Annotated in this window: 19 protein-coding genes and 1 riboswitch; of the genes, 8 read left to right on the top strand and 11 right to left on the bottom strand. The window is 67.9% G+C overall.

Features of this window, described 5'->3' with window-relative positions; translation table 11 throughout:
- Positions 1 to 5: 5 nt before the first annotated feature.
- Positions 6 to 1,013 carry a biotin synthase BioB gene (gene bioB / locus ORI27_RS08680; protein ID WP_265996106.1) on the bottom strand — a complete coding sequence of 336 codons (1,008 nt, stop codon included), beginning with the start codon at positions 1,011 to 1,013 and terminating at the stop codon, positions 6 to 8.
- A gap of 56 nt (positions 1,014 to 1,069) precedes the next feature.
- Here bioB and ORI27_RS08675 point away from each other — a divergent pair, with 56 nt between their 5' ends.
- Positions 1,070 to 1,654 carry a TetR/AcrR family transcriptional regulator C-terminal domain-containing protein gene (locus ORI27_RS08675; protein ID WP_265996107.1) on the top strand — a complete coding sequence of 195 codons (585 nt, stop codon included), beginning with the start codon at positions 1,070 to 1,072 and terminating at the stop codon, positions 1,652 to 1,654.
- Between the two features lie 26 nt (positions 1,655 to 1,680).
- Here ORI27_RS08675 and ORI27_RS08670 read toward each other — a convergent pair whose 3' ends face one another.
- The 4 genes from ORI27_RS08670 to ORI27_RS08655 form a co-directional block, all read right to left on the bottom strand.
- Complete coding sequence (locus tag ORI27_RS08670) at positions 1,681 to 2,205, bottom strand: 2'-5' RNA ligase family protein (RefSeq protein ID WP_265996108.1); 525 nt, start codon at positions 2,203 to 2,205, stop codon at positions 1,681 to 1,683.
- A gap of 1 nt (position 2,206) precedes the next feature.
- The gene (gene bioD, locus ORI27_RS08665) at positions 2,207 to 2,884 is read right to left on the bottom strand and encodes a dethiobiotin synthase (RefSeq protein ID WP_265996109.1); all 678 of its coding nucleotides are present in this window, start codon (positions 2,882 to 2,884) and stop codon (positions 2,207 to 2,209) included.
- Positions 2,881 to 4,029: an 8-amino-7-oxononanoate synthase gene (locus ORI27_RS08660; protein WP_265996110.1), complete on the bottom strand. Its 1,149-nt coding sequence runs from the start codon at positions 4,027 to 4,029 to the stop codon at positions 2,881 to 2,883. Before ORI27_RS08660 ends, bioD begins: the two co-directional genes overlap by 4 nt.
- A gap of 140 nt (positions 4,030 to 4,169) precedes the next feature.
- Positions 4,170 to 5,462: an adenosylmethionine--8-amino-7-oxononanoate transaminase gene (locus ORI27_RS08655; RefSeq protein ID WP_323055580.1), complete on the bottom strand. Its 1,293-nt coding sequence runs from the start codon at positions 5,460 to 5,462 to the stop codon at positions 4,170 to 4,172.
- A gap of 129 nt (positions 5,463 to 5,591) precedes the next feature.
- Between ORI27_RS08655 and ORI27_RS08650 the strand changes: the two genes are divergently transcribed.
- Genes ORI27_RS08650 through treZ form a run of 4 tightly spaced genes read left to right on the top strand, consistent with a single transcriptional unit; the run spans position 5,592 to position 13,996 of the window.
- The gene (locus ORI27_RS08650) at positions 5,592 to 7,769 is read left to right on the top strand and encodes an acyltransferase family protein (protein WP_265996111.1); all 2,178 of its coding nucleotides are present in this window, start codon (positions 5,592 to 5,594) and stop codon (positions 7,767 to 7,769) included.
- Positions 7,770 to 7,810: 41 nt separating this feature from the next.
- A complete protein-coding gene (gene glgX, locus ORI27_RS08645; protein WP_265996112.1) occupies positions 7,811 to 9,955 on the top strand; it encodes a glycogen debranching protein GlgX in 2,145 nt (714 codons plus the stop codon).
- A 17-nt stretch (positions 9,956 to 9,972) separates the two neighbouring features.
- Entirely contained in the window at positions 9,973 to 12,270 is a 2,298-nt protein-coding gene (gene treY, locus ORI27_RS08640) for a malto-oligosyltrehalose synthase (protein WP_265996113.1), read from the top strand.
- Positions 12,263 to 13,996, top strand: a complete 1,734-nt coding sequence (treZ, locus tag ORI27_RS08635; protein WP_265996114.1) for a malto-oligosyltrehalose trehalohydrolase — start codon at positions 12,263 to 12,265, stop codon at positions 13,994 to 13,996. Before treY ends, treZ begins: the two co-directional genes overlap by 8 nt.
- Here treZ and ilvA read toward each other — a convergent pair.
- The 5 genes from ilvA to ORI27_RS08610 form a co-directional block, all read right to left on the bottom strand.
- Positions 13,984 to 15,264 (bottom strand): threonine ammonia-lyase IlvA, encoded by a 1,281-nt coding sequence (gene ilvA / locus ORI27_RS08630; RefSeq protein WP_265996115.1) that lies wholly within the window; start codon positions 15,262 to 15,264, stop codon positions 13,984 to 13,986. The genes treZ and ilvA overlap by 13 nt on opposite strands.
- 29 nt (positions 15,265 to 15,293) lie before the next feature.
- Complete coding sequence (locus ORI27_RS08625; RefSeq protein ID WP_265996117.1) at positions 15,294 to 15,731, bottom strand: nitroreductase family deazaflavin-dependent oxidoreductase; 438 nt, start codon at positions 15,729 to 15,731, stop codon at positions 15,294 to 15,296.
- Complete coding sequence (locus tag ORI27_RS08620; protein ID WP_265996119.1) at positions 15,722 to 16,408, bottom strand: sirohydrochlorin chelatase; 687 nt, start codon at positions 16,406 to 16,408, stop codon at positions 15,722 to 15,724. Before ORI27_RS08620 ends, ORI27_RS08625 begins: the two co-directional genes overlap by 10 nt.
- The gene (locus ORI27_RS08615; protein ID WP_265996121.1) at positions 16,405 to 17,550 is read right to left on the bottom strand and encodes a uroporphyrinogen-III synthase; all 1,146 of its coding nucleotides are present in this window, start codon (positions 17,548 to 17,550) and stop codon (positions 16,405 to 16,407) included. The genes ORI27_RS08620 and ORI27_RS08615 overlap by 4 nt, the downstream gene beginning before the upstream one ends.
- Before the next feature lie 215 nt (positions 17,551 to 17,765).
- Positions 17,766 to 18,443, bottom strand: coding sequence for an energy-coupling factor ABC transporter permease (locus ORI27_RS08610; RefSeq protein WP_265996122.1), 678 nt, complete (start codon positions 18,441 to 18,443; stop codon positions 17,766 to 17,768).
- A gap of 41 nt (positions 18,444 to 18,484) precedes the next feature.
- Positions 18,485 to 18,632, bottom strand: a riboswitch (cobalamin riboswitch).
- Positions 18,633 to 18,638: 6 nt separating this feature from the next.
- Between ORI27_RS08610 and ORI27_RS08605 the strand changes: the two genes are divergently transcribed.
- The 3 genes from ORI27_RS08605 to ORI27_RS08595 all read left to right on the top strand — a co-directional run bounded on the left by ORI27_RS08605 (position 18,639) and on the right by ORI27_RS08595 (position 21,115).
- Positions 18,639 to 19,250: a TetR/AcrR family transcriptional regulator gene (locus ORI27_RS08605; protein WP_265996123.1), complete on the top strand. Its 612-nt coding sequence runs from the start codon at positions 18,639 to 18,641 to the stop codon at positions 19,248 to 19,250.
- 77 nt (positions 19,251 to 19,327) lie between these two features.
- Complete coding sequence (locus ORI27_RS08600; protein ID WP_265996124.1) at positions 19,328 to 20,881, top strand: MFS transporter; 1,554 nt, start codon at positions 19,328 to 19,330, stop codon at positions 20,879 to 20,881.
- 45 nt (positions 20,882 to 20,926) lie between these two features.
- On the top strand, positions 20,927 to 21,115 hold the full coding sequence (locus tag ORI27_RS08595; RefSeq protein ID WP_265996125.1) for a hypothetical protein: 189 nt from the start codon (positions 20,927 to 20,929) through the stop codon (positions 21,113 to 21,115).
- Here the strand turns inward: ORI27_RS08595 and ORI27_RS08590 are convergent.
- Positions 21,112 to 21,525, bottom strand: a complete 414-nt coding sequence (locus tag ORI27_RS08590) for an SRPBCC family protein (RefSeq protein WP_265996126.1) — start codon at positions 21,523 to 21,525, stop codon at positions 21,112 to 21,114. The two genes, ORI27_RS08595 and ORI27_RS08590, sit on opposite strands and share 4 nt — an antisense overlap.
- Positions 21,526 to 21,530: the final 5 nt, after the last annotated feature.

Here is a 21,530-nt window from a genome sequence, read left to right as displayed (position 1 = left end):
CTTTTCTACAGGCTGGCGTTGAGTGCCTTGATCGGCATCTGCAGATCTTCGAGCAACTCCAGATCCGCCTCGGCCGGACGCCCCAGGGTGGTCAGGTAGTTTCCGACGATCACGGCGTTGATGCCGCCCAGGATGCCCTGCTTGGCCCCCAGGTCGCCGAGGGTGATCTCGCGGCCGCCGGCGAACCGCAGCATCGTGCGGGGCAGAGCGAGGCGGAATGCCGCCACCGCCTTGAGCGCCTCCGCCGCGGGCAGCACCTCCAGATCGCCGAACGGCGTGCCCGGTCGCGGGTTGAGGAAGTTCAGCGGCACCTCGTGCGGATCGAGCTCAGCCAGGTTGGCCGCGAATTCGGCGCGCTGCTCAAGCGTCTCCCCCATACCGAGAATGCCGCCGCAACACACCTCCATGCCGGCCTCCCGGACCATCTCCAGGGTGCTCCAGCGCTCCTCCCAGGTGTGGGTGGTGACCACGTTCGGGAAGTAGGACTGCGCGGTCTCCAGGTTGTGGTTGTAGCGGTGCACACCCATCGCCTTGAGACGATCCACCTGCTCCTGGTCGAGCATGCCCAACGAACAGGCGATCTGGATTTCGACCTCGTCGCGGATGGCCTCGATACCGGCGGCCACCTGAGCCAGCAGCCGCTCGTCGGGTCCGCGAACCGCGGCCACGATGCAGAACTCGGTGGCTCCGGACTTCGCGGTCTGCTTGGCCGCCTCGACCAGACTGGGAATGTCCAGCCAGGCGCTGCGCACCGGCGAGGCGAACAGGCCCGACTGCGAGCAGAAGTGGCAATCCTCGGGGCAGCCACCGGTTTTCAGGCTGATGATGCCCTCGACCTCGACCTCGGGACCGCACCAGCGCATCCGCACCTCGTGGGCCAGGGCCAGCAGCTCCTCCAGCCGGTCATCGGGCAGTTGCAGGACCTCGAGCACCTGCTCGCGGGACAATCCGTCGCCACGCTCGAGCACCTGCTCGCGCGCCAGTGCCAACACGTCCACCGCTGCCTGGGTCACCGGCTGTCCTCCTGAAGTTCAGCGAACTTGAACGGTGTTCAGGCTAGGCTACGGGTGTGCAGCTGCACAAACGCGACGTGGTCGCCAAGGCGGCGGCGATCCTGGACGGATACGGGATCGCCGATCTGACGATGCGCCGGCTCGCCCGGGAACTCGAGGTCACGGCCGGCGCGCTGTATTGGCATTTCGCCAACAAGCAGGAACTCCTCGGCGCCGTCGCCGACCACGTGCTGGCCCCGGCCTGCACCACGCCCGCGCGGATGGGGTGGCGGGACCGCATCGAGACCGTGTGCCGCGACCTGCGGGATGCACTGCTGTCCCACACCGACGGAGCCGAACTGGTGTCGGCCAGCTTCGCGGCGGGCCAGTCCCGCGCCATCGAACAGATTCTGGGCGTACTCGCCGAAGCGGCCGGCGAGGCGGGGATCGCGACTGCACACCGCGTACAGGCCGCCCGTACGGTCCTGCATTACGTGCTCGGTGCGACCGCCGACGAGCAGTCCCGGCTGCAATGGGATGCGGCCGGGGCCGAATTGCCGGACGGACAATCCGTGCTCGACGCCGATCTCGGCAGCCAGTTCGACTTCGGCGTGCGACTGCTGGTCGACGGAATCGCCGCACAACAGCGCATGCCGGTGTGATCACCGTCGAGCAGGTGGGGCACAGGTCAACTCATCAGCACATGCTCGACCCGGGCATCGCCGTCCCAGCGGCGTAGTCCGGTGATGGTCACGGCGCACGGCGCGGCGATCTCGTGGCTCGTGGCCATGGCCTCGCCGATCTGCGCCGGAGTGAACCGGCGGCCCAGCGTGACATGCGGTGTCCACCGGCCCGGAGCGCTGTGCGCGAACACGTTGGACACGGACCGTCGGCATTGGTCGTAGACCTGCTCGTGCAGCGCCAGCAGCGCTGACGATGGAACGACCAGGCGAGCCAACGTCATTCGGCCGCCGCCGAAAATCAGCGGGGCGCCGATCACGGCGGGCAGCGGGAAGTGATCCCCCAGTTCGGCGAGGCGGTCATCGACATCGGGCGCAATCCGCTCGGCGGCGATCAGTGTGATGTGCGGGCGGTTGGTGTCGGAGGTGACCTTCAGTTGGCTGGGCAGGCCGGCATCGGCCAGTCCCCGCCACATCTGACGGACAGTGGTGTCGGCGCGCTGGTCGAGCAGCAGTTCGATCGAGTGCGCCATGTCAGATCAATCCGGCAACCCAGTCCGGATCGAATGCACGCGCACTGACCAAGGCGAAGTCATCGGGTGACACCGCGCCCACTCCGGCCGGCATCGCGGCCCGGACCGGCGCCAACCGGGCCAGCGCGTCACGGTTGGACTTCTCCGTCGCCCCAGGCGCCGCCGGCCACGAGCCGATCACCAGGCCAGCACACGAAAGACCCTTGGCGCCAATCCCTTCCAGCGTCAGCGAGGTGTGATTCAGAGTGCCCAGACCCGGTTCGACAACGACGAGCACCGGCGCGCCCAGTTCCACCGCAAGATCGCGCAGCGTCACTCCCCCGGCGGCCAGCTCCACCAGCAAGCCGCCGGCCCCTTCGACGAGGGTCAGCCGGCCGGGGCGGTCCACCTGGCAGACCGCGGCCAGCAGCTCCTCGGCACTCGGCAGCGGCAGGCCGGCCCGTTCGGCAGCGGCGACCGGCGCCAGCGGCTCGGGATAGCGCGCGATACCGACGAGTTGGGTGATCCCGGACAGTCGGCCCACCTCGGCAAGATCGTCATCGCCGCCCGCGGTGCCGGTCTGCACGGGTTTGCACACCGCGACGTCGCGACCGCTGACCCGGGCGTGGCACGCCAGAGCCGCCGTCACAACGGTCTTTCCGACACCGGTTCCGGTTCCGGTGATGACCACGACGCTCATCGCGGATGCGCGGCCAGGACCGCGGTCAGCACGTCGCGGGCTGTATCCATCTCGTCGTCGGTCAGCGACGCCCGCGCGGTCAGTCGCAGCCGTGAGGTACCGGCGGGCACCGTCGGCGGGCGAAAACAACCCACCCGTACCCCGGCATCCAGACAGGCGCTCGCCGCGGCCACCGCGATCTCGGGGTCGCCGAGGATGACCGAGACCACTGCCGATTCGGGAGTTTCGGGGACGTCGCACATCTCGGCGAGCTGCCGGGCCCGCTCGATGACGGCACCGGCGCGCCCGGGTTCGGCGGCCAGCACGCTGAGCGCGGCCAGGGCGGCACCGAGGGGCGCGGGGGCCAGTCCGGTGTCGAAGATCATCGTGCGCGCCGCGTCGATCAGGTGGTCGCGCACCGCGGCGGGTCCGAGCACCACGCCGCCCTGGCTGCCCAGCGACTTGGACATGGTGGTCGTCATGACGACGTCGGGGGCACCGGCCAGGCCGGCCTCGTGGATCAGGCCGCGCCCGCCCGCACCGCGCACGCCGAACCCGTGCGCCTCGTCGACCAGGAGCAGAGCCCGGTGCCTGCGGCAGGCCTCGTGAAGTTGGGGCAGCGGCGCGAGCCCGCCGTCGGTGCTGAACACCGACTCGGTGATGACCAGCGCACGTTCCTCGTCCCGGCCGGCCAGCGCGGACTCGACAGCCTCGACATCACAGTGCGGGGTGACGACCACCCTGGCCCGGGACAACCGGCAGGCGTCGACGAGCGACGCGTGCGAGAGGGCATCCGACACCACCAGCGAGCCGGGCCCGGACAGCGCGACAGCGGCTCCGATGTTGGCGGTGTACCCCGAGGAGAACACCAGTGCCGCGTCGGCGCCGACGAATGCGGCGAGGGCGGTTTCGAATTCCTCGTGCAGCTCGGTGTTGCCGGTGACCAGCCGAGAGCCGGTGGCCCCGGCCCCCCACGTGCGCAGCGCCGCCACCCCGCCGTCGATGACCGAGGGGTGTTGGGACAGGCCTAGGTAGTCGTTGGAGGCCAGGTCGAGCTCGGTGGCCACGGCGGGTCGGGTCCGCAGGCTGCGACGCAAGCCGGCCTGTCGGCGCTGCTGCTCGACGGTGTCGAGCCAGGCCAGCGGTGACACCCCTGCGCGGGTCATCGAATCCTCCTCCGAGGGCGTCTTGAACACCGTTCAGGTTAGCGTGGCGACGAGCGCCGAGGTACGAGGGGTGAGGAGACGCGCCATCAGGCCCAGCGTGGCGACGAGCGCCGAGGTACGAGGGGTGAGGAGACGCGCCATCAGGCCAGGGCGCGCGCGACAGCGACCATCGCCGAGGTGATCTGGCCTATCTCCGCCGGAGTGCAGATGAACGGCGGCATCGCGTAGATCAGGTTGCGGAACGGCCGCAGCCAGACGCCGTTGTCGAGGGCAACCGGGGTGGCGACCGTCAGGTCGACCGGCCGATCGGTCTCGATCACCCCGATCGCACCGCACACCCGCACGTCGGCGACGCCGGACACGGCGCGCGCCGGCGCCAGCCCCTCGCTCAGCCCCGCGCTGATCTCAGCGACCCGGCCGCGCCAGTCCTGCGCGAGCAGGAGTTCGACCGAGGCGACCGACACGGCGCACGCCAGCGCGTTGGCCATGAACGTGGGACCGTGCATCAGCGCACCGGCCTCACTGCCGCTGATGGTGCGCGCGATCTCCAGCGTGCACAGCGTCGCCGCGAGCGTCACGTAGCCACCCGTCAATGCTTTTCCGACACACATGATGTCCGGGGTCACCCCGGCGTGATCGGCGGCGAACAGCTCTCCGGTGCGCCCGAACCCGGTGGCGATCTCGTCGAAGATCAACAACACACCGGCCCGGTCGCAGATGGCCCGCAGATCGCTCAGATAGCGCGGGTCATGGAATCGCATACCGCCGGCGCCCTGCACCAGCGGTTCGACGATGACGGCGGCCAGTTCGTCGGCATGTTCGAGCAGTTGCGCCTCGAACGCCCCGACATAAACCGGGTCGTAGGCGGCCGGCACTGCCGGCGCGAAGACCTGCGGGAACAGGACGTCGGTCCACAGCGAGTGCATGCCGCCGTCGGGGTCGCAGACGCTCATCGGGGTGAAGGTGTCGCCGTGATAGCCGCCACGCCAGGTCATCAGCCGTCTTTTGTCGAACCGGCCCGCGCTGCGCCAGTACTGCAGCGCCATCTTCGCGGCGACCTCGACTGCCACCGAGCCGGAATCGGAGAAGAACACGGTGTCCAGGCCCTGCGGAGTGATGTCGACCAGAAGTTGCGCCAGCCGTGCGGCGGGCTCATGGGTCAAACCGCCGAACATGACGTGATTGAGCACCGAGAGCTGGCGGGTGATCGCCGCATCGAGCACCGGGTGGCCGTGCCCGTGCACGGCCGTCCACCAGGAGGCCATCGCATCCAGGGCGCGGACCCGGGTGCCATCGCGGATCAGGGTCAGCCAGGCGCCGTCGGCTCCGACGGCGACCACCGGGGGTATCGCCTCGGCGCCGATCGTGCTGTAGGGGTGCCAGATGTGCGCGGCATCGATCGCACTGATCTGTTGGGGGGTCAACGCCGACACGCTGGAAGAGCCTAGTCGGGCGACGATGCGGGCCCGGAGGTGGCGTTTGCTCCATGGCAACACAGCGGCGGCCCGGCGATTCGCTGCAGATGAGACACACCGTCCGGTTGGGTACATTGAGACCCGATCATGTTGACCCTCACCCCCAACCCGCCGGCGGCAGCGGCGGACGCGGGTTCCCCTCAACGCGCCGCGACGGGCTCGCGGAAGTCGGGTTTCTACCGCCACGACCTCGACGGCCTTCGTGGTGTCGCGATCGCCTTGGTGGCGTTGTTCCACGTGTGGTTCGGTCGGGTGTCGGGCGGGGTCGACGTCTTCCTGGTGCTGTCCGGTTTCTTCTTCGGCGGTTCGCTGTTGCGCACCGCCCTGAATCCGGGTTCGTCGCTGTCGCCTTGGCCAGAGATCCTCCGACTGGTGCGGCGGCTGTTGCCCGCGCTCGTCGTCGTGCTTGCCGCGGGCGCGGTGCTGACCATCCTGGTGCAGCCGCAGACCCGCTGGGAGACATTTGCTGACCAGAGCCTGGCCAGTCTGGGCTACTTCCAGAACTGGGAGTTGTCGGCGACTGCGTCGAACTATCTCCGCGCCGGTGAGGCGGTCAGTCCGCTGCAGCACATCTGGTCGATGTCCGTTCAGGGCCAGTTCTACATCTCGTTCCTAGTCTTTATTTTCGGGTTTGCCTATCTGCTGCGCCGGCGCCTGGGCAGGTGGCTGCGCGTGACGTTTGTGACATTGCTGGCCACGCTCACCATCGCGTCATTCAGCTTTGCCGCCGTCATCCATGTCTCCGACCAGACCGCCGCCTACTACAACAGCTTCGCCCGCGCCTGGGAGTTGCTGCTGGGCGCCCTCGTCGGTGCGCTGGTGCCGTATGTCAGGTGGCCGATGTGGCTGCGCACCGCGCTGGCCACCCTCGGGCTGGCCGCGATCGTCTCGTGCGGCGCCCTCATCAACGGGGTCAAAGAGTTCCCCGGACCGTGGGCGCTGGTGCCCGTGGGCGCGACCCTGCTGATGATCCTGGCGGCGTCCAACCGCCACGCCAGTCCGTCCACGCGTGACCGGCTGCCACTACCCAACCGGCTGCTGTCCGCGGCGCCGCTGGTGACCCTCGGTGCGATGGCCTACTCGCTGTACCTGTGGCATTGGCCGCTGTTGATCTTCTGGCTCGCCTACAGCGGCCGGAGCCACGCCGGCTTCCTCGACGGTGCGATCCTCCTGGCGATCTCGGGAGTACTGGCCTACCTGACGATGCGGTTCGTCGAGGAGCCGCTGCGGTCCCCCGGCAGGTCGGCGTCCGCGGTTGCGCCGCAGCCGATCGTCATTCCGTGGCGTACCCGTCTGCGTCGGCCCACCATCGCGCTGGGCACCACCGTGGCACTGCTCGGGGTGGCACTGACGGCGACGTCGTTCACCTGGCGCGAGCACGTCACCATCCAGCGCGCCAGCGGCAAGGAACTGGCCTTGCTGTCGACGACCGGCTACCCCGGTGCACAGGCCCTGACCGAGCACGCCCGGGTGCCGAAGCTGCCGATGCGGCCCACCGTGTTGGAGGCCAAAGACGACCTGCCCGAGTCGACCAACGACGGCTGCATCAGTGATTTCAACAACACCGGCGTCATCAACTGCACCTACGGCGACCCGGCGGCGCATCGGACGATCGCGCTGGCCGGGGGGTCACACGCCGAGCACTGGATCACCGCGCTGGACGCGCTGGGCAAGATGCACGACTTCAAGATCGTCACCTATCTGAAGATGGGCTGCCCGCTGACCACGGAGGAAGTTCCACGGGTGATGGGTGACAACCGCCCCTACCCGAAGTGCCATCTGTGGAACCAGCGAGTGATGGCCAAACTGATCAAAGACCATCCCGACTTCGTGTTCACCACATCGACCCGGCCATGGAACATCAAGCCCGGCGACGTGATGCCGGCAACCTACATCGGTATCTGGCAAACCTTGTCGGACAACAATATTCCGATCCTGGCGATGCGCGACACGCCCTGGTTGGTCCGCAACGGACAGCCCTTCTTCCCGGCAGATTGTCTGGCCAAGGGCGGCGACGCGGTGTCCTGCGGGATCAAGCGTTCCAAGGTACTGTCCGACCGCAACCAGACCCTGGATTTTCTGGCCCGGTTTCCTCAGATGAGGATCCTCGACATGACCGACGCCGTGTGCCGGCCCGACGTGTGCCGGGCTGTCGAGGGAAATGTGCTGATCTACCACGATTCTCATCACATCTCCGCGACCTATATGCGCACCATGATCCCTGAACTGGGCAGACAGCTGGGTGCGGCCACCGGCTGGTGGTGACAACCCGCGCATCCTGCGCCCCACGTCGATAAGGTCGAGAGATGTCGTCGAGCGAACCCACGCTGACCACCGTGTGGCCTGGGGCCTCCTACCCGCTGGGTGCCGAGTACGACGGTGCCGGAACGAATTTCTCGTTGTTCTCCGAAGTGGCCGACCGGGTGGAGCTCTGCCTGATCGCCAAGGACGGCACCGAAACCCGCATCGAACTCGACGAAGTCGACGGCTTCGTCTGGCACGCCTACCTGCCCACCATCACCCCGGGGCAACGCTACGGCTTCCGCGTGCACGGCCCGTGGGATCCGGCGGCCGGGCACCGGTGTGATCCCAGCAAGCTGCTGCTCGACCCCTACGGCAAGTCCTTCCACGGCGACTTCGACTTCAGCCAGGCGTTGTATTCCTATGACCTCGACGCCGACGACCCGGCCTCAGGCGGGACTCCGCCGATGATCGACTCCCTGGGTCACACGATGACCAGCGTGGTGATCAACCCGTTCTTCCATTGGGGATCCGACCACCTGCCGCGGACCCCCTACCACGAGACGATCATCTACGAAGCCCACGTGAAGGGGATGACCCAAACCCATCCCGGCATACCCGAGGAGTTGCGCGGCACCTACGCGGGGCTGGGCCACCCGGCGGTGATCGACCATCTCAAGACCCTCAACGTGACCGCGATCGAACTGATGCCGGTGCACCAGTTCTTGCACGACCACCGTCTGCTCGACCTCGGACTGCGGAACTATTGGGGGTACAACACTTTCGGGTTCTTCGCCCCGCACTACCAATACGCCGCCACCCAGCACGCCGGGGGCGCGGTGGCCGAGTTCAAATCGATGGTGCGCTCGTTCCACGAAGCCGGCATCGAGGTGATCCTCGACGTGGTCTACAACCACACCGCCGAAGGCAATCATCTGGGCCCGACGATCAACTTCCGTGGCATCGACAATGCTGCCTACTACCGGCTGCTCGATGACGACAAGCGGCTGTACAAGGATTTCACCGGCACCGGCAACAGCCTCAACGCCAGGCATCCGCACACCTTGCAGCTGATCATGGACTCGCTGCGGTACTGGGTGCTGGAAATGCACGTCGACGGATTCCGTTTCGACCTAGCCTCGACCCTGGCCCGCGAGTTCTACGACGTCGACCGCCTGTCGGCGTTCTTCGACCTGGTGCAGCAGGACCCGGTGATCAGCCAGGTGAAACTGATCGCCGAGCCGTGGGACATCGGCGAGGGCGGCTACCAGGTCGGCAACTTCCCCGGGCTGTGGACGGAGTGGAACGGCAAATACCGCGATACCGTGCGGGACTACTGGCGCGGCGAGCCGGCCACCCTCGGCGAATTCGCGTCCCGGTTGACCGGATCGTCGGATCTCTACGAGGCCACCGGCCGGCGCCCGGGTGCCAGCATCAATTTCGTCACCTGCCACGACGGCTTCACCCTGGCAGACCTGGTGTCCTACAACGAGAAACACAACGAAGCCAACGGCGAGCACAACCGCGACGGCGAGAGCCATAACCGGTCGTGGAACTGCGGGGTGGAGGGTCCGACCGACGATCCGCAGATCATGGCCCTTCGCCATCAACAGATGCGCAACATCATCGCGACCCTGCTCCTGTCGCAGGGCACCCCGATGATCGCTCACGGCGACGAGATCGGCCGCACCCAACTGGGGAACAACAACGTCTACTGCCAGGACTCCCCGCTGTCCTGGATGGACTGGACATTGAAGGAAACCAACGCCGATCTGCTCGAGTTCACCAAGAGAGCGACCGCTCTGCGCAAGGCGCACCCCGTCTTTCGGCGGCGCCGCTTCTTCGACGGAGAGCCGCTTCGCACCGGCGACCAGGTCCGTGACATCGCCTGGCTCACCCCGGCCGGCCAGGAGATGACGCACGACGACTGGGGCTCGGGCTTCAAGTTTGTGGGGGTGTTCCTCAACGGTGACGCCATCCCCGAACCCAATTCGCGCGGAGAACGCGTCGTGGACGACTCATTCCTGCTGTGCTTCAACGCGCACAGAAAGCCGATCGAGTTCGTCACTCCCGACGGCGACTACGCCGAGCAGTGGACCGCCGTCCTGGACACCTGGGATGCCACCGGCGCCACCGAGGTGGTGGTGAAGGCGGGCGAATCGATCACCGTGCCATCTCGATCGGTTCTGGTGCTTCAAAAGACCGGCTAGCGGGAACAGTCACAGCTATGGCCTACCCGGTGCTGTCCACCTACCGCCTGCAGCTACGTGGCGCCTCGGCGGGTGACGCCTTCACCTTTGCCGACGCCGAGAAGCTCCTCGACTATCTCGACGGACTCGGCGTCACCCATCTCTACCTGTCCCCCGTTCTGACCGCGGCACCAGGGTCCAGCCACGGGTACGACGTTACCGACCCCACCACGGTGTCCGCCGAACTGGGCGGCCCCGGGGGGCTGGCCCGGCTGGCCGAGGCGGCCCGGGCGCGCGGGCTGGGTCTGGTCGTCGACATCGTCCCCAACCACGTCGGAGTGGACCAGCCCGAGCGCAACCCCTGGTGGTGGGATGTGCTGCGGCACGGCCGACAGTCGGCCTACGCGACGTACTTCGACATCGACTGGTCGGCGGATCCGGACAGCCGAATCCTGTTGCCGGTATTGGGTTCTGACGCAGACACGGCGGATCTGAGGGTGGACGGCGACCGGCTCCGACTCGGCGATCTCTCCTTCCCGATCGCGCCCGGCACCGGGGACGGAACCGGCGCCGAGGTGCACGACCGCCAGCACTACCGGCTGATCGGCTGGCGCAACGGTGTGTGCGGGTACCGCAGGTTTTTCTCCATCACGTCGCTGGCCGGTCTGCGCCAGGAGGACCCGGCCGTGTTCGAGGCCTCCCACGCCGAAGTGGCCCGCTGGTTTCGCGACGGATTGGTGGACGGGGTGCGCATCGACCACCCCGACGGCCTGACCGATCCGACCGGATACCTGCTCCGGCTGCGGGAATTGATCGGACCACGGGCCTGGATCGTGATCGAGAAGATCCTCGGCGTCGGTGAGCCGCTGGATCCCTCACTGCCGATCGACGGCACCACCGGTTATGACGTCCTGCGGGAGGTCGGTGGCATCTTTGTCGACCCCACCGGGGCCGAAGCGCTGACCGAACTCGTTGATGTCAATGGGTTCGACTACGCGGGCATTCCGAATCTGCTGCGCCAGTTGAAGGTCGGTGCGGCCACCACCACCTTGGCCAGTGAACTGGCCAGGCTGTCCCGTTCGATCGTGGCCGCGGTCGGCACCGATCACCCACAGCTGCCCGACGCGGTGGTTGCCCTGCTGACGAACGTCGGCGTCTACCGCTGCGACTATCAGAACCTGTCGGCGGTGCTGTCGGTGGCCATCGCCCACACCGTCGAGGCGGAGCCGGAGTTGGCCGCGCCGCTGGCACTGGTTTCGGCCTCGATGGTCTGCGCCGAACCGGCGGCCCGCCTGCAGCAACTGTGCGGGGCGATGACGGCAAAAGCGGTGGAGGACTGCTATTTCTACCGCGATGCCCGGCTGGTCTCGCTCAACGAGGTCGGCGGTGAGCCGGCCTGCTTCGGTATCAGCGCCGCGGAGTTCCACCGCAGTGCCGCCGTCCGCGGTCGGCTGTGGCCGCACACGATGATGACGCTGTCCACGCATGACACCAAGCGCGGCGAGGATGTGCGGGCGCGCATCGGCGTGCTGTCACAGGTGCCGTCGCTGTGGGCCGAATTCGTCGCCAGCTGGCAGATCACCTCACCCGCGCCCGATCCTGCGACCGCATTGTTCTTATTGCAGAACATCTTCGGGGTGTGGCCGGCGGATGGACAGGTCACGACCCAGTTGCGCGACCGATTGCACGCGTACACCGAGAAGGCGATCCGGGAAGCCGCGTGGCGCACCTCGTGGACGGATCCGGACACCGAATTCGAGAACGCCGTGCATGCCTGGCTGGATGCGATCCTCGATGGCCCGGCCGCCGCCGAGCTCACCGGACTGGTGGTCCAGCTCCAGCCCCACGCACACAGTGACGCGCTGGGCCAGAAACTCCTGGCCCTCACCGTCCCCGGGGTCCCGGACGTCTACCAGGGCACCGAGTTGTGGGAGGACAGCCTGGTCGACCCCGACAACCGCAGGCCGGTCGACTATGCCCTGCGTGGAGTCGAGCTCGAACACCTGTCGCATCCGAAGATTCGGGTGGTGCGGGCCGCCCTGCAGGCCCGGCGTGATCGCCCCGACACGTTCCTGTCCGGCGACTATCGGCCGGTGTTGGCAGCCGGAGGCGCCGCCCACCACATCGTGGCGTTCGGGCGTGGTGCCGACGTGCTGGTCGCGGTCACCCGCTGGACGGTTCGACTGCAGCACGACGGCTGGGGCGACACCGTTGTGCCGTTGCCGGACGGCGTCTGGACCGACCGGCTCACCGGTGCGCGCTTCTGCGGCCCCACGCCGGCCGGCGTGTTGTTCGGTGATCTGCCCGTCGTGCTGTTGGAGAGGTCGGATGCCTGAATTCGCGGTGTGGGCGCCGGTGCCCGATCTGGTGCGCCTCGATGTCGATGGCCAGCTGCACGATATGACGGCCGGCGACGACGACTGGTGGCGCGCCGATGTGGACTGCGCCCCGGATGCCCGCTACGGCTTTGTCCTGGACGATGATCCGGTCGTACTTCCCGATCCGCGTTCCCCTCGCCAGCCCGACGGAGTACACGAGCGATCCCAACTGTGGGATGCCTCGGCGGTGCGGTGGGCAGATCAGCAGTGGGCGGGCCGGTCGATCGAGGGCGCGGTGATCTACGAACTGCACACCGGGACGTTCACCGCCGACGGCACCTTCGATTCCGCCGTCGAGAAGCTGGACTACCTGGTGGATCTGGGTGTCGATTTCGTCGAGCTGATGCCTGTCAACGCCTTCAACGGCATCCACGGCTGGGGTTACGACGGGGTGCTGTGGTACGCCGTGCATGAACCTTATGGCGGCCCCGACGGTTTGGTGCGCTTTGTCGAGGCCTGTCACACCCGCGGACTCGGGGTACTGATCGACGCGGTGTTCAACCATCTGGGCCCGTCGGGAAACTATCTGCCCAAGTTCGGGCCGTACCTGTCCGCGGTGAGCAACCCGTGGGGCGAGGGCATCAACCTGTCCGGACCGGACGCCGACGAGGTGCGCCGCTACATCATCGACTGCGCGCTGCGCTGGATGCGCGATTTCCACGTCGACGGCCTGCGACTGGACGCGGTGCACGCCCTCGTCGACAGCACCGCGATCCATCTTCTGGAGGAGCTGGCCATCGAGACTGACGCGCTGTCAGCGGTTCTGGGCCGGCCGCTGTCCCTGATCGCCGAAAGCGATCTCAACGACCCCCGGCTGATCACTCCCCGCGACCGCGGCGGCTACGGGCTGACCGCCCAGTGGGACGACGACATCCACCACGCCATCCACACCGCGGTGTCCGGCGAACGGCAAGGCTATTACTCCGATTTCGGCTCGATGGCCACGCTGGCCGCCACCCTGCAGAACGGGTATTTCCATGCCGGCACCTACTCGTCGTTCCGGCAACGCAGACACGGCAGGCCGTTGGACACCTCCCTGATCCCGGCGACTCGGCTGATGGCCTACACCACCGACCACGACCAGGTCGGCAACCGGGCACTCGGCGACCGGCCATCGCAGAACCTGGACTACGGGCAGCTCGCGGTCAAAGCCGCGCTGGCCATCGGGTCGCCCTACACCGCAATGCTTTTCATGGGCGAAGAGTGGGGTTCATCGAGCCCGTTCCAGTTCTTCAGCTCGCACCCCGAACCCGAACTGGGCGTGGCGACGGCCGAAGGGCGCAAGGCCGAATTCGCCGACCACGGCTGGGACGCCGACGACGTCCCCGACCCCCAGGACCCACAGACCTTCCTGCGTTCCAAGCTGGACTGGGACGAGATCCACTCCGGCGAGCACGCCAGGCTGCTGACCTTCTACCGGGCCCTGATCGCGCTGCGCGCCACCGACCCCGACATGGCCGACCCGTGGTTGACCGACCTGGTGGTCGACTACGACGAGGACGAGCGCTGGATCGTGATGCGCCGCGGTGCAATCGCGATCGCCTGCAACCTCAGCGAGCAACCGGTCACTGTTCCGGCCGCCGGCGAAGTGGTGCTGGCCTGGGGTGAGCCGGAAGTGGGTGCACACGGCACCCACCTGCCCGGGCATTCGGTGGTGGTGACGCGGGCGGGTCAGGTCAGGTAGCGGTAGGCCGGCGAACCGGGTTCCAGTGCCTCGACATGGATGCCGGAGGCGTCCATCCGTGCCCGCAGCCCGTCGAGTCCAGTGGCCGAGCCAAGCTCGACACCGACCAACGCCTCCCCGGTCTCGCGGTTGTTGCGCTTGACGTACTCGAACAGCGTGATGTCGTCGCCTGCGCCGAGCACCTCGTCGAGGAACCGGCGCAGCGCGCCGGGCTCCTGCGGGAAGTCGACCAGGAAGTAGTGCTTGAGGCCCAGGTGCACCAGCGACCGCTCGAGCACCTCGCCATAGCGAGACACGTCGTTGTTGCCTCCGGAGATCAGGCACACCACCGTCGACCCCGGTGCGACATCGGCCTCCAGCAACCCCGCCACCGACAGCGCCCCGGCGGGCTCGGCGATGATGCCCTCGTTCTGATACAGGTCCAGCATGGCGGTGCAGACCGCGCCCTCGTCGACCGTGGTGACCGACACCATGTCACCGGCCGCGGCCAGTGCCTGATAGGTCAGCGCACCGACCTGCTTGACCGCCGCGCCGTCGACGAACTGGTCGACGTGATCCAGCGCGACCGGACCGCCGGCGGCAAGTGCCGCGATCATCGATGCCGCGCCCGCGGGCTCGATGCCGAGCACCGCGGTGCTCGTGGTCCGCTCGGCCAGGTAGGTGGTGATCCCGGCGATGCACCCGCCGCCACCGACCGGAACGACCACCAGGTCCGGCTCGGCCTGGAGCTGATCGAGGATCTCGACGGCGATCGTGCCCTGCCCGGCCATGGTGCGCGGATCGTCGAACGGCGGGACCAGGGTGGCACCGGTGCGCGCGACGTCGTCCAACGCCGCGGCGGCCGCCAGATCGTAGGTGTTCCCACCGACGATCAGGTCGATGTAGTCCCCGCCGTGATAGCGGATGCGGTCACGCTTCTGCTTCGGGGTTTTGGCCGGCACGTAGACCCTGCCGTGCACACCCATCGAGCGGCAGGCCAGCGCAAATCCCTGCGCATGGTTACCGGCCGAGGAGCACACCACCCCGGCGGCGAGTTCGGCATCGGAGAGTTGCTTGAGCAGGTTGTATGCCCCGCGCAGCTTGTAGGACCGCACGCTCTGCAGATCCTCGCGCTTGAGATACACCTCGGCGCCGGTGGCCTGCGAGAGCCGGTCGCTGTGCTGCAGCGGGCTCTGGCTGACCACACCGGAAATTCGCCGCGCGGCCTCATCGATGTCAGCCGCGGTTAGCGGCGCTGACAATCGGTGCTGGCTCAGTTCGGCGGTCACCGCTCAATGGTGCCACCTTCCACGGCGAATCAGTGAATCGGGCTCAGCACGAACAGCGGGATCTGACGGTCGGTTTTCTGCTGGTATTCGGCATAGTCGGGCCACGCCTGGACCGCGCGCTGCCACCAAGTCGCCTTCTCGTCGCCGAAGATCTCGCGGGCTTCGTACTCGCCGGTGGTTGTGCCGTCCTGCAACTCGACCCGCGGATGGGCCTTGACGTTGTAGTACCAGACCGGGTTCTTCGGGGCGCCGCCGAGCGAGGCGACGACGGCGTACTCACCGTTGTGCTCGACCCTCATCAACGGCGTCTTGCGGATCTTGCCGGTCTTGGCTCCGACGGTGGTCAACAGGATGACTGCCTTCCCCTTGAGCTCGGTGCCTTCCGTTCCACCCGACGACATGATCAACTCGGCGTTCTCGCGCGCCCAGTCCGAAGTGCTGGGTTCGTAATCTCCGGTCAGTGGCATGGGGTCCAGCGTATGCCGACCGGCGTGGTGAAGCGACGTGCCAGCAGCGCCACCAGATCGGGGTGCGCGCCCAGCGGCTCGGTCACCGCGTGCGCACCGCAATGGCCGAGCTTGGTGTGGAACACCCCGGGCGCCAGCAGGTAGGAGGCGATGAACGCCCGGCGGCCGGATTTCCTCAGCCGGCGCACGATATCGGCGACGGTCGGCACTCCGGTGGCCACGAATCCGAGGTGAACCTCCCCCACCAGCTCGCCCAGCAGCGCCGCGGCCTGCGCCAGTTCGCGTCGTGCGGCCGGATCCGACGAGCCGGCGGCCGCCATCACCACCGCGTCACCGGGTGACCAGCCGACCTCGAGCAGTCGGCCGTGCATGATCTCGGCGAGCACCGGGTCGGGTCCCAACGCACGAGTGACGGTGACGTCGGGGTGGCCGCTCTCGGCGACCCGGGCCGGAAGGTCGGTGTTGACGTGGTAGCCCGAGGCCAGAAACGCGGGAACCACGACCGCCCGGGTTGTCGAATCCGCCAGCACCTCACGGGGATTGGGCCCGAGTACGTCGACGAACGCGGTTCGGACCGCACCGACGTGCGCTGCAACGGCCGACGCGATCTCGGTGATGGTGGCCAGCCCCAGCGGATTTCGGGTGCCGTGAGCGACCAGGACCAGTTCTTGCGTCATGTCGCGGCCGGGTCCAGCGCCAGGCGGTAACCACGTTTGACGACAGTCTGGACGACGCGGGGCGCGGCCAGTGCCGAACGCAGCCGGGCCACCGCCGTCTCCACCGCATGGGTGTCGTCGCCACCGCCGGGCAGCTCCGCGAGCAACTCCTCGCGCGACACCACCAGCCCGGGTGCCACCAGCAGCCGACGCAAGAGTGCCATGGCGGCCGGTGGCAGCACCTTCAGCTGGCCATCCACCTCGACGCTGGCGCTGCGGACACTGATGTCGTGCCCGCCCGCACTGTACTGCTTTGCCAGGCATGGCAATTCATCGGTGATCAGCCGGGCCAACGCGCCGAGCCGGTACCGCTGCGGGAAGCGGGCCTCGATTCCGAGTCGGGTCAGCGGGGTGGCCGTCACCGGCCCGACACAGAACACCGCGACGTCGTTGCGCAGCGCGTTGACCAGACATTCCAGGGCGCCAAGGGCTTTCGCGCGCTCCAGCAACGCCGCGACGGCGGGTGCGCTGGTGAAGCTCACCGCGTCCACATCGGCATCGACAATCGCCGAGATCAGCTGGTCGATTCGCCGGGTATCGGCGGGCGGTTCCCAGCGATACACCGGCACTTTGACCACGTGGGCCCCGGCCCGCGCCAGCGCCTCGCAGATATCGGTATCGGGCTCCCATTCGCTGGCCGCGCCGTGCAGCTGGACCGCGATGCGCAGCTGATCGACCCCGTCGGACAACAGCCGCTCCAACACCTCCACGGAGGATTCCGATTCGGGGCTCCACTCTTCGCACAGCCCGGCCTGACGGACCGCGCCGCGGGCTTTGGGGCCGCGGGCCAGGATGCGCGTCGACTCGAGCGCGGCGATCAGGTCATCGGAGACGTCCCAGCCGTGAGTGGCCTCGATCCAGCCACGAAACCCGATCCCGGTGGTGACCACGACGAGGTCCGGTGGTTCCTCGATCAGCTGTGCCGTCACCCGGCGCAACTCCAGGTCGTCGACCAGGGGCACGATCCGGATCGCCGGCGCGTGGACGACCGCGGCCCCCCGGCGCTCCAGGAGCATGATCAGTTCCTCGGCGCGGCGAGCTGCCGTCACCCCCACGGTGAAGCCGGCGAGTGGGTCGGCGACTTCTGCTCTCGATGAATCCATCGACCACCCTGACGTTGTTCTCAAGCCCCTACACGCCTTGATAGGGCGGCGTTGTTTCACGACTGTTACGGGAAGCTTTCCGCGGTGGGTCTCCTCATCGCGATCGTCCCCACCGGTCACCGCTTCACCCTGCATGGAAAAAATTACGGGCGGAGCCGAGAGGCGTTATAGCTGCGATAACGCCCGCTCACATCTGCCGCGACGGCGTTGTGAGCTCAGGCAGGGTTGAGCAGACGACGTTCCAGAAAGGGCGAGTCCTTGCGCCGGTGCCAACCCTTGGCGGCGGCCAACACGCCGAGATCGGCGAGCGGCTCGACGATGATCACCGTCATATACGCAGCACCGAACGTCGCAATGTCGGTGATCGCCTGGGCGGCGAACCCCTCACCGTAGAGCGCCCAGAAGGCCACCCACGACACGATGCCGGCCTGGTAGGTGGCCGACAGGGCGAGAGCCTGGCGATATTGCAGCTGCACATAGGGTGTCCGCGGGGCGATGACCCGATTGGCGACCAACCGCAACGCGAACAGCGGCACCAGCAGCGTGGTGACGTTCATGCCGTATTGCGGCAGGTCGAACGGGGCGAAGAACAACCCCTGAATCAGCAGACCGCCGGCCAGCCCGATCGCGGCCGGGGCGGCACCGAACAGCAGGAACAGGGTCGAGCCCAGGATCAGGTGGACCTCGGAGATCCCGACCGGATAGTGCGGGAACACCTGAAAGAACACGAACACCAGCGCCGTGCTGGCGGCGCTGCGCGCCAGGAGGGCGGCGATTCCGCGCTCCTTGATCAGCTGCCAGGTGGCGTAGGCCCCAAAGGCGCCCGCCCCGGCGGCGGTGACATAACTCAGGACGATCTTGGGACCTTCGACGATCCCTGGCTCGATATGCATGGCAGCTCCCCAATCCACGTGGCGACAAACCCCCGGGCGCCGCGCGCCCGGCACAGCCGGCAGGTAGTCGGACTCGCGGGCGCACACGCCGCGCATACCGTTGCGGGACAGCTCCGGATTCGCACCGGATTCCCCTGCGACTGCACGCCGCACTTTACCGGTACGCATTCCTGCCGCGATGTAACACTTGTCAACATGGCGACCGCCTCCTACCACCATGGCAACTTGCGGCAGGCGCTGCTCGAGCACGGAGTCGAACTCGCCCGCGCGGGTGGCCCCGACGCGGTGGTGTTGCGCGACGTGCAGCGCCTGGCCGGGGTGAGTAACTCGGCGGCCTACCGCCACTACGCCGACCGGCAGGCACTGCTGACGGCGGTGAAGGCCAACGTGATGGCGCAGATGGGAGCGGCGATGGTGGAGGCATTGGATCGGGTGCCCTCCCGGGGCGCACGGTCGGCCCGGGCGCTGGCCAGGTTCCGCGCCACCGGTCAGGCCTACATCGACTTCGCCGTCGCCGAGCCGGGCCTGTTCCGGACCGCGTTCGCGCCGGACGGTGCCGAACCGGGCGACGAGGTGGTGCCCGCCGACCGCCATCCGTTCCAGATCCTGCGCGGCTGCGTCGACGACCTGGTGGCCGCCGGCCTGCTCGCCGAAGGCCGCAGGGACGGTTTCGACGAAGCGGCCTGGGCGGCCGTACACGGCGCGGCGACGCTGTTCCTCGACGGTCCGTTGGGGATGGCCGGTACCGAACGCCAGCAGCTGATCACCGACCGCCTGCTCGATGCCTTCGGCGAAGGCCTGAGCTAGGCCCTGATGTTGACAGCGATAACTTACGCTGGCATGCTCACGAATGTTATCGCCGTCAACATGAAGGTCGTCCGCCCATGTCCGTCGAAACCCGCTCACCGGAGTCCCTGCGCGGGGCATCCCGGCGCGGCCGGCCCGTCGCCATCCTCACGGTGGTCCTGGTGGCCGCCTTGGCCATCAACGTCGAGACCACGATTGTCAATGTCGCTCTGCCGACCCTGAATTCGGCCCTCGGTGCCTCCACCAAGGCGCTGCAATGGATCGTCGACGCCTACAACCTGGCCTTCGCCGCACTGGTCCTGGCCGGCGGCACCGTCGGCGACCGGTTCGGCCGCCGCGGCACCCTGATCGCCGGCCTGCTGCTGTTCGCGGTCGGCAGCGTGGGCGCCGCGTTGTGCACCTCGACCGGACCACTGATCGGCATGCGGCTGGTAATGGGCGTGGCCTCGGCGCTGATCTTTCCCACGACGCTGGCGATCATCACCGACACCTTCCGCGAGGCTCGGCAGCGGGCGGCCGCGATCGGCGTCTGGGGCGCGGTCACCGGTCTTGGCGTGGCCATCGGACCCATTCTCGGCGGCGCACTGCTGGAAAACTTCTGGTGGGGCAGCCTGTTTCTGGCACTGGCCCCGATCGCCCTGGCCGCGGCGCTGGCGGCCCCCATCGTCATTCCAGGCGCGTCGCCCGGCCGGCAGCACCGACTGGACCGTGGCGGCGTCGTGCTGTCGGTGATCATGCTCGGCGCTCTCGTCTACACGATCATCGAGGCCCCGGACCGGGGCTGGGCGAGCGGCGCGACCCTGACCGGGTTCGCCGTCGCACTCGTCGCCGCGGTGGGCTTCGCGTGGTGGGAACGCCGACAACGCGATCCGCTGCTCGATGTCTCCCTGTTCACCAACCTGCGGTTCAGCGCCGCCAGCGGCGCGGTGACCATCGCGTTCTTCGCCCTGTTCGGCTTCATCTTCCTGATCACCCAATTCATGCAGCTGCTCCAGGGTTACAGCCCTCTGGAAACCGGGGTGCGCATCCTGCCCGTGGCACTGTCCATCGCCGTGGGATCGATCCTCGGCACCCGATTGGCGGTGACCCGCGTCGGCACCAAAGTCGTTGTGTTCGCCGGCCTTCTGCTGCTGGCCGGGTCGTTCTTCTGGATTGCGGCCAGCGATCTGGGCATCACCTATCCGACGATGGCCGCACAGATGGCGCTGCTCGGCGGCGGGCTGGGACTCACCACGGCACCGGCCACCGATTCGATCATGGGCGTGGTGCGCCCCGAGCAGGCCGGAGCCGGATCGGCGGTCAACGATGCCACCCGCCAGGTCGGCGGCACCTTGGGAGTGGCGGTCATCGGCAGCATTTTCTCCACCCTCTATATCCGGCATCTGGCCGATAGCCAGCCACTGGCCCTGCTGCCGTCGCCCGTGCAGTCCGTGGCCCGCGAAGGGCTGGCCCAAGGACTCGCGGTGTCCGCCCAGGCGCCCGCGCCGATCGCCGGGGCAGTGCGCAGCGCCGTCGACAACGCGTTCCTGGTCGGCCTGCAGGCCGGCTGCCTGACCGCCGCCACGGTCTGCGTGGCGGGGGCGGTGATCGTGCTGGCCGTGCTGCCGGCCCACCCCCGCGCATCGGCCTGATGGTTTCGGGTACCCGAAACAAAAGATACGAGCTATCGTGAAACCATGACGAGCATGCGTCAGGTGCAGATCGCGGGAGTTCCGTGGCCGCGCTACAAGCTCGTCGCCCTGGCCCTTGGCCTGATCGTGTTCGCCGTGGTCGGCGTCGCGACGGCGAATGCCGCGCCGGCCGTGCTGCTGGCCGCCGGGACCTCCACGGTGGTGTGGCTGGTGTTCGGGCTGCGCCGGCGCTAACTCTCCAGGATCCGCTTCAGGGTGGCCAGGTCGGCAGCCACCGCCGCCGCGTCGGCCGCGTAGTCCTCATCGGACATCCCGGATCTGCGCCGCAGCGTGAACACCACCTCGCACCACTGCGGACCGGCGGGGACCACCCGCAGCGGATTGAACACCGGCTCGCCCGACGGCATGGTCACGACGTGGTCGAGCACCCCGAGATCGTTGGCCGGGGTGAATTCGATGGTGATCTCCCCCATCGGCGACTGCGCCACCCAGGTATCCCCGACCCTGGTCACCTCGCCCTGGGCCAGTCCGGCCGCCCACTGCGACAGATGCGCCGGGTCGGCCGCGTAGCGGTACACGTCGATCGCCGAGCGATTGATCCACGCGCTGATATGCCGGGACGCGCCCACGGTGTCACCGTCCATGGCCC

The organism is Mycobacterium pinniadriaticum, assembly GCF_026242045.1.
In the GTDB taxonomy this organism is placed as follows: domain Bacteria; phylum Actinomycetota; class Actinomycetes; order Mycobacteriales; family Mycobacteriaceae; genus Mycobacterium; species Mycobacterium pinniadriaticum.
Note: the sequence above shows the minus strand (reverse complement) of the source record. Positions and strands in the feature narration are given on the sequence as shown.

Coding starts and splice junctions, on each gene's coding strand:
- ORI27_RS08670 (WP_265996108.1), bottom strand. CDS start 2,205: ATGGCGCACTCGATCGAACTGCTGCTCGACCAGCGCGCCGACACCACT.
- bioD (WP_265996109.1), bottom strand. CDS start 2,884: ATGAGCGTCGTGGTCATCACCGGAACCGGAACCGGTGTCGGAAAGACC.
- ORI27_RS08660 (WP_265996110.1), bottom strand. CDS start 4,029: ATGACCCGCGCAGGGGTGTCACCGCTGGCCTGGCTCGACACCGTCGAG.
- ORI27_RS08650 (WP_265996111.1), top strand. CDS start 5,592: ATGTTGACCCTCACCCCCAACCCGCCGGCGGCAGCGGCGGACGCGGGT.
- glgX (WP_265996112.1), top strand. CDS start 7,811: ATGTCGTCGAGCGAACCCACGCTGACCACCGTGTGGCCTGGGGCCTCC.
- treY (WP_265996113.1), top strand. CDS start 9,973: ATGGCCTACCCGGTGCTGTCCACCTACCGCCTGCAGCTACGTGGCGCC.
- treZ (WP_265996114.1), top strand. CDS start 12,263: ATGCCTGAATTCGCGGTGTGGGCGCCGGTGCCCGATCTGGTGCGCCTC.
- ORI27_RS08625 (WP_265996117.1), bottom strand. CDS start 15,731: ATGCCACTGACCGGAGATTACGAACCCAGCACTTCGGACTGGGCGCGC.
- ORI27_RS08620 (WP_265996119.1), bottom strand. CDS start 16,408: ATGACGCAAGAACTGGTCCTGGTCGCTCACGGCACCCGAAATCCGCTG.
- ORI27_RS08615 (WP_265996121.1), bottom strand. CDS start 17,550: ATGGATTCATCGAGAGCAGAAGTCGCCGACCCACTCGCCGGCTTCACC.
- ORI27_RS08610 (WP_265996122.1), bottom strand. CDS start 18,443: ATGCATATCGAGCCAGGGATCGTCGAAGGTCCCAAGATCGTCCTGAGT.
- ORI27_RS08605 (WP_265996123.1), top strand. CDS start 18,639: ATGGCGACCGCCTCCTACCACCATGGCAACTTGCGGCAGGCGCTGCTC.
- ORI27_RS08600 (WP_265996124.1), top strand. CDS start 19,328: ATGTCCGTCGAAACCCGCTCACCGGAGTCCCTGCGCGGGGCATCCCGG.
- ORI27_RS08595 (WP_265996125.1), top strand. CDS start 20,927: ATGACGAGCATGCGTCAGGTGCAGATCGCGGGAGTTCCGTGGCCGCGC.
- ORI27_RS08590 (WP_265996126.1), bottom strand. CDS start 21,525: ATGGACGGTGACACCGTGGGCGCGTCCCGGCATATCAGCGCGTGGATC.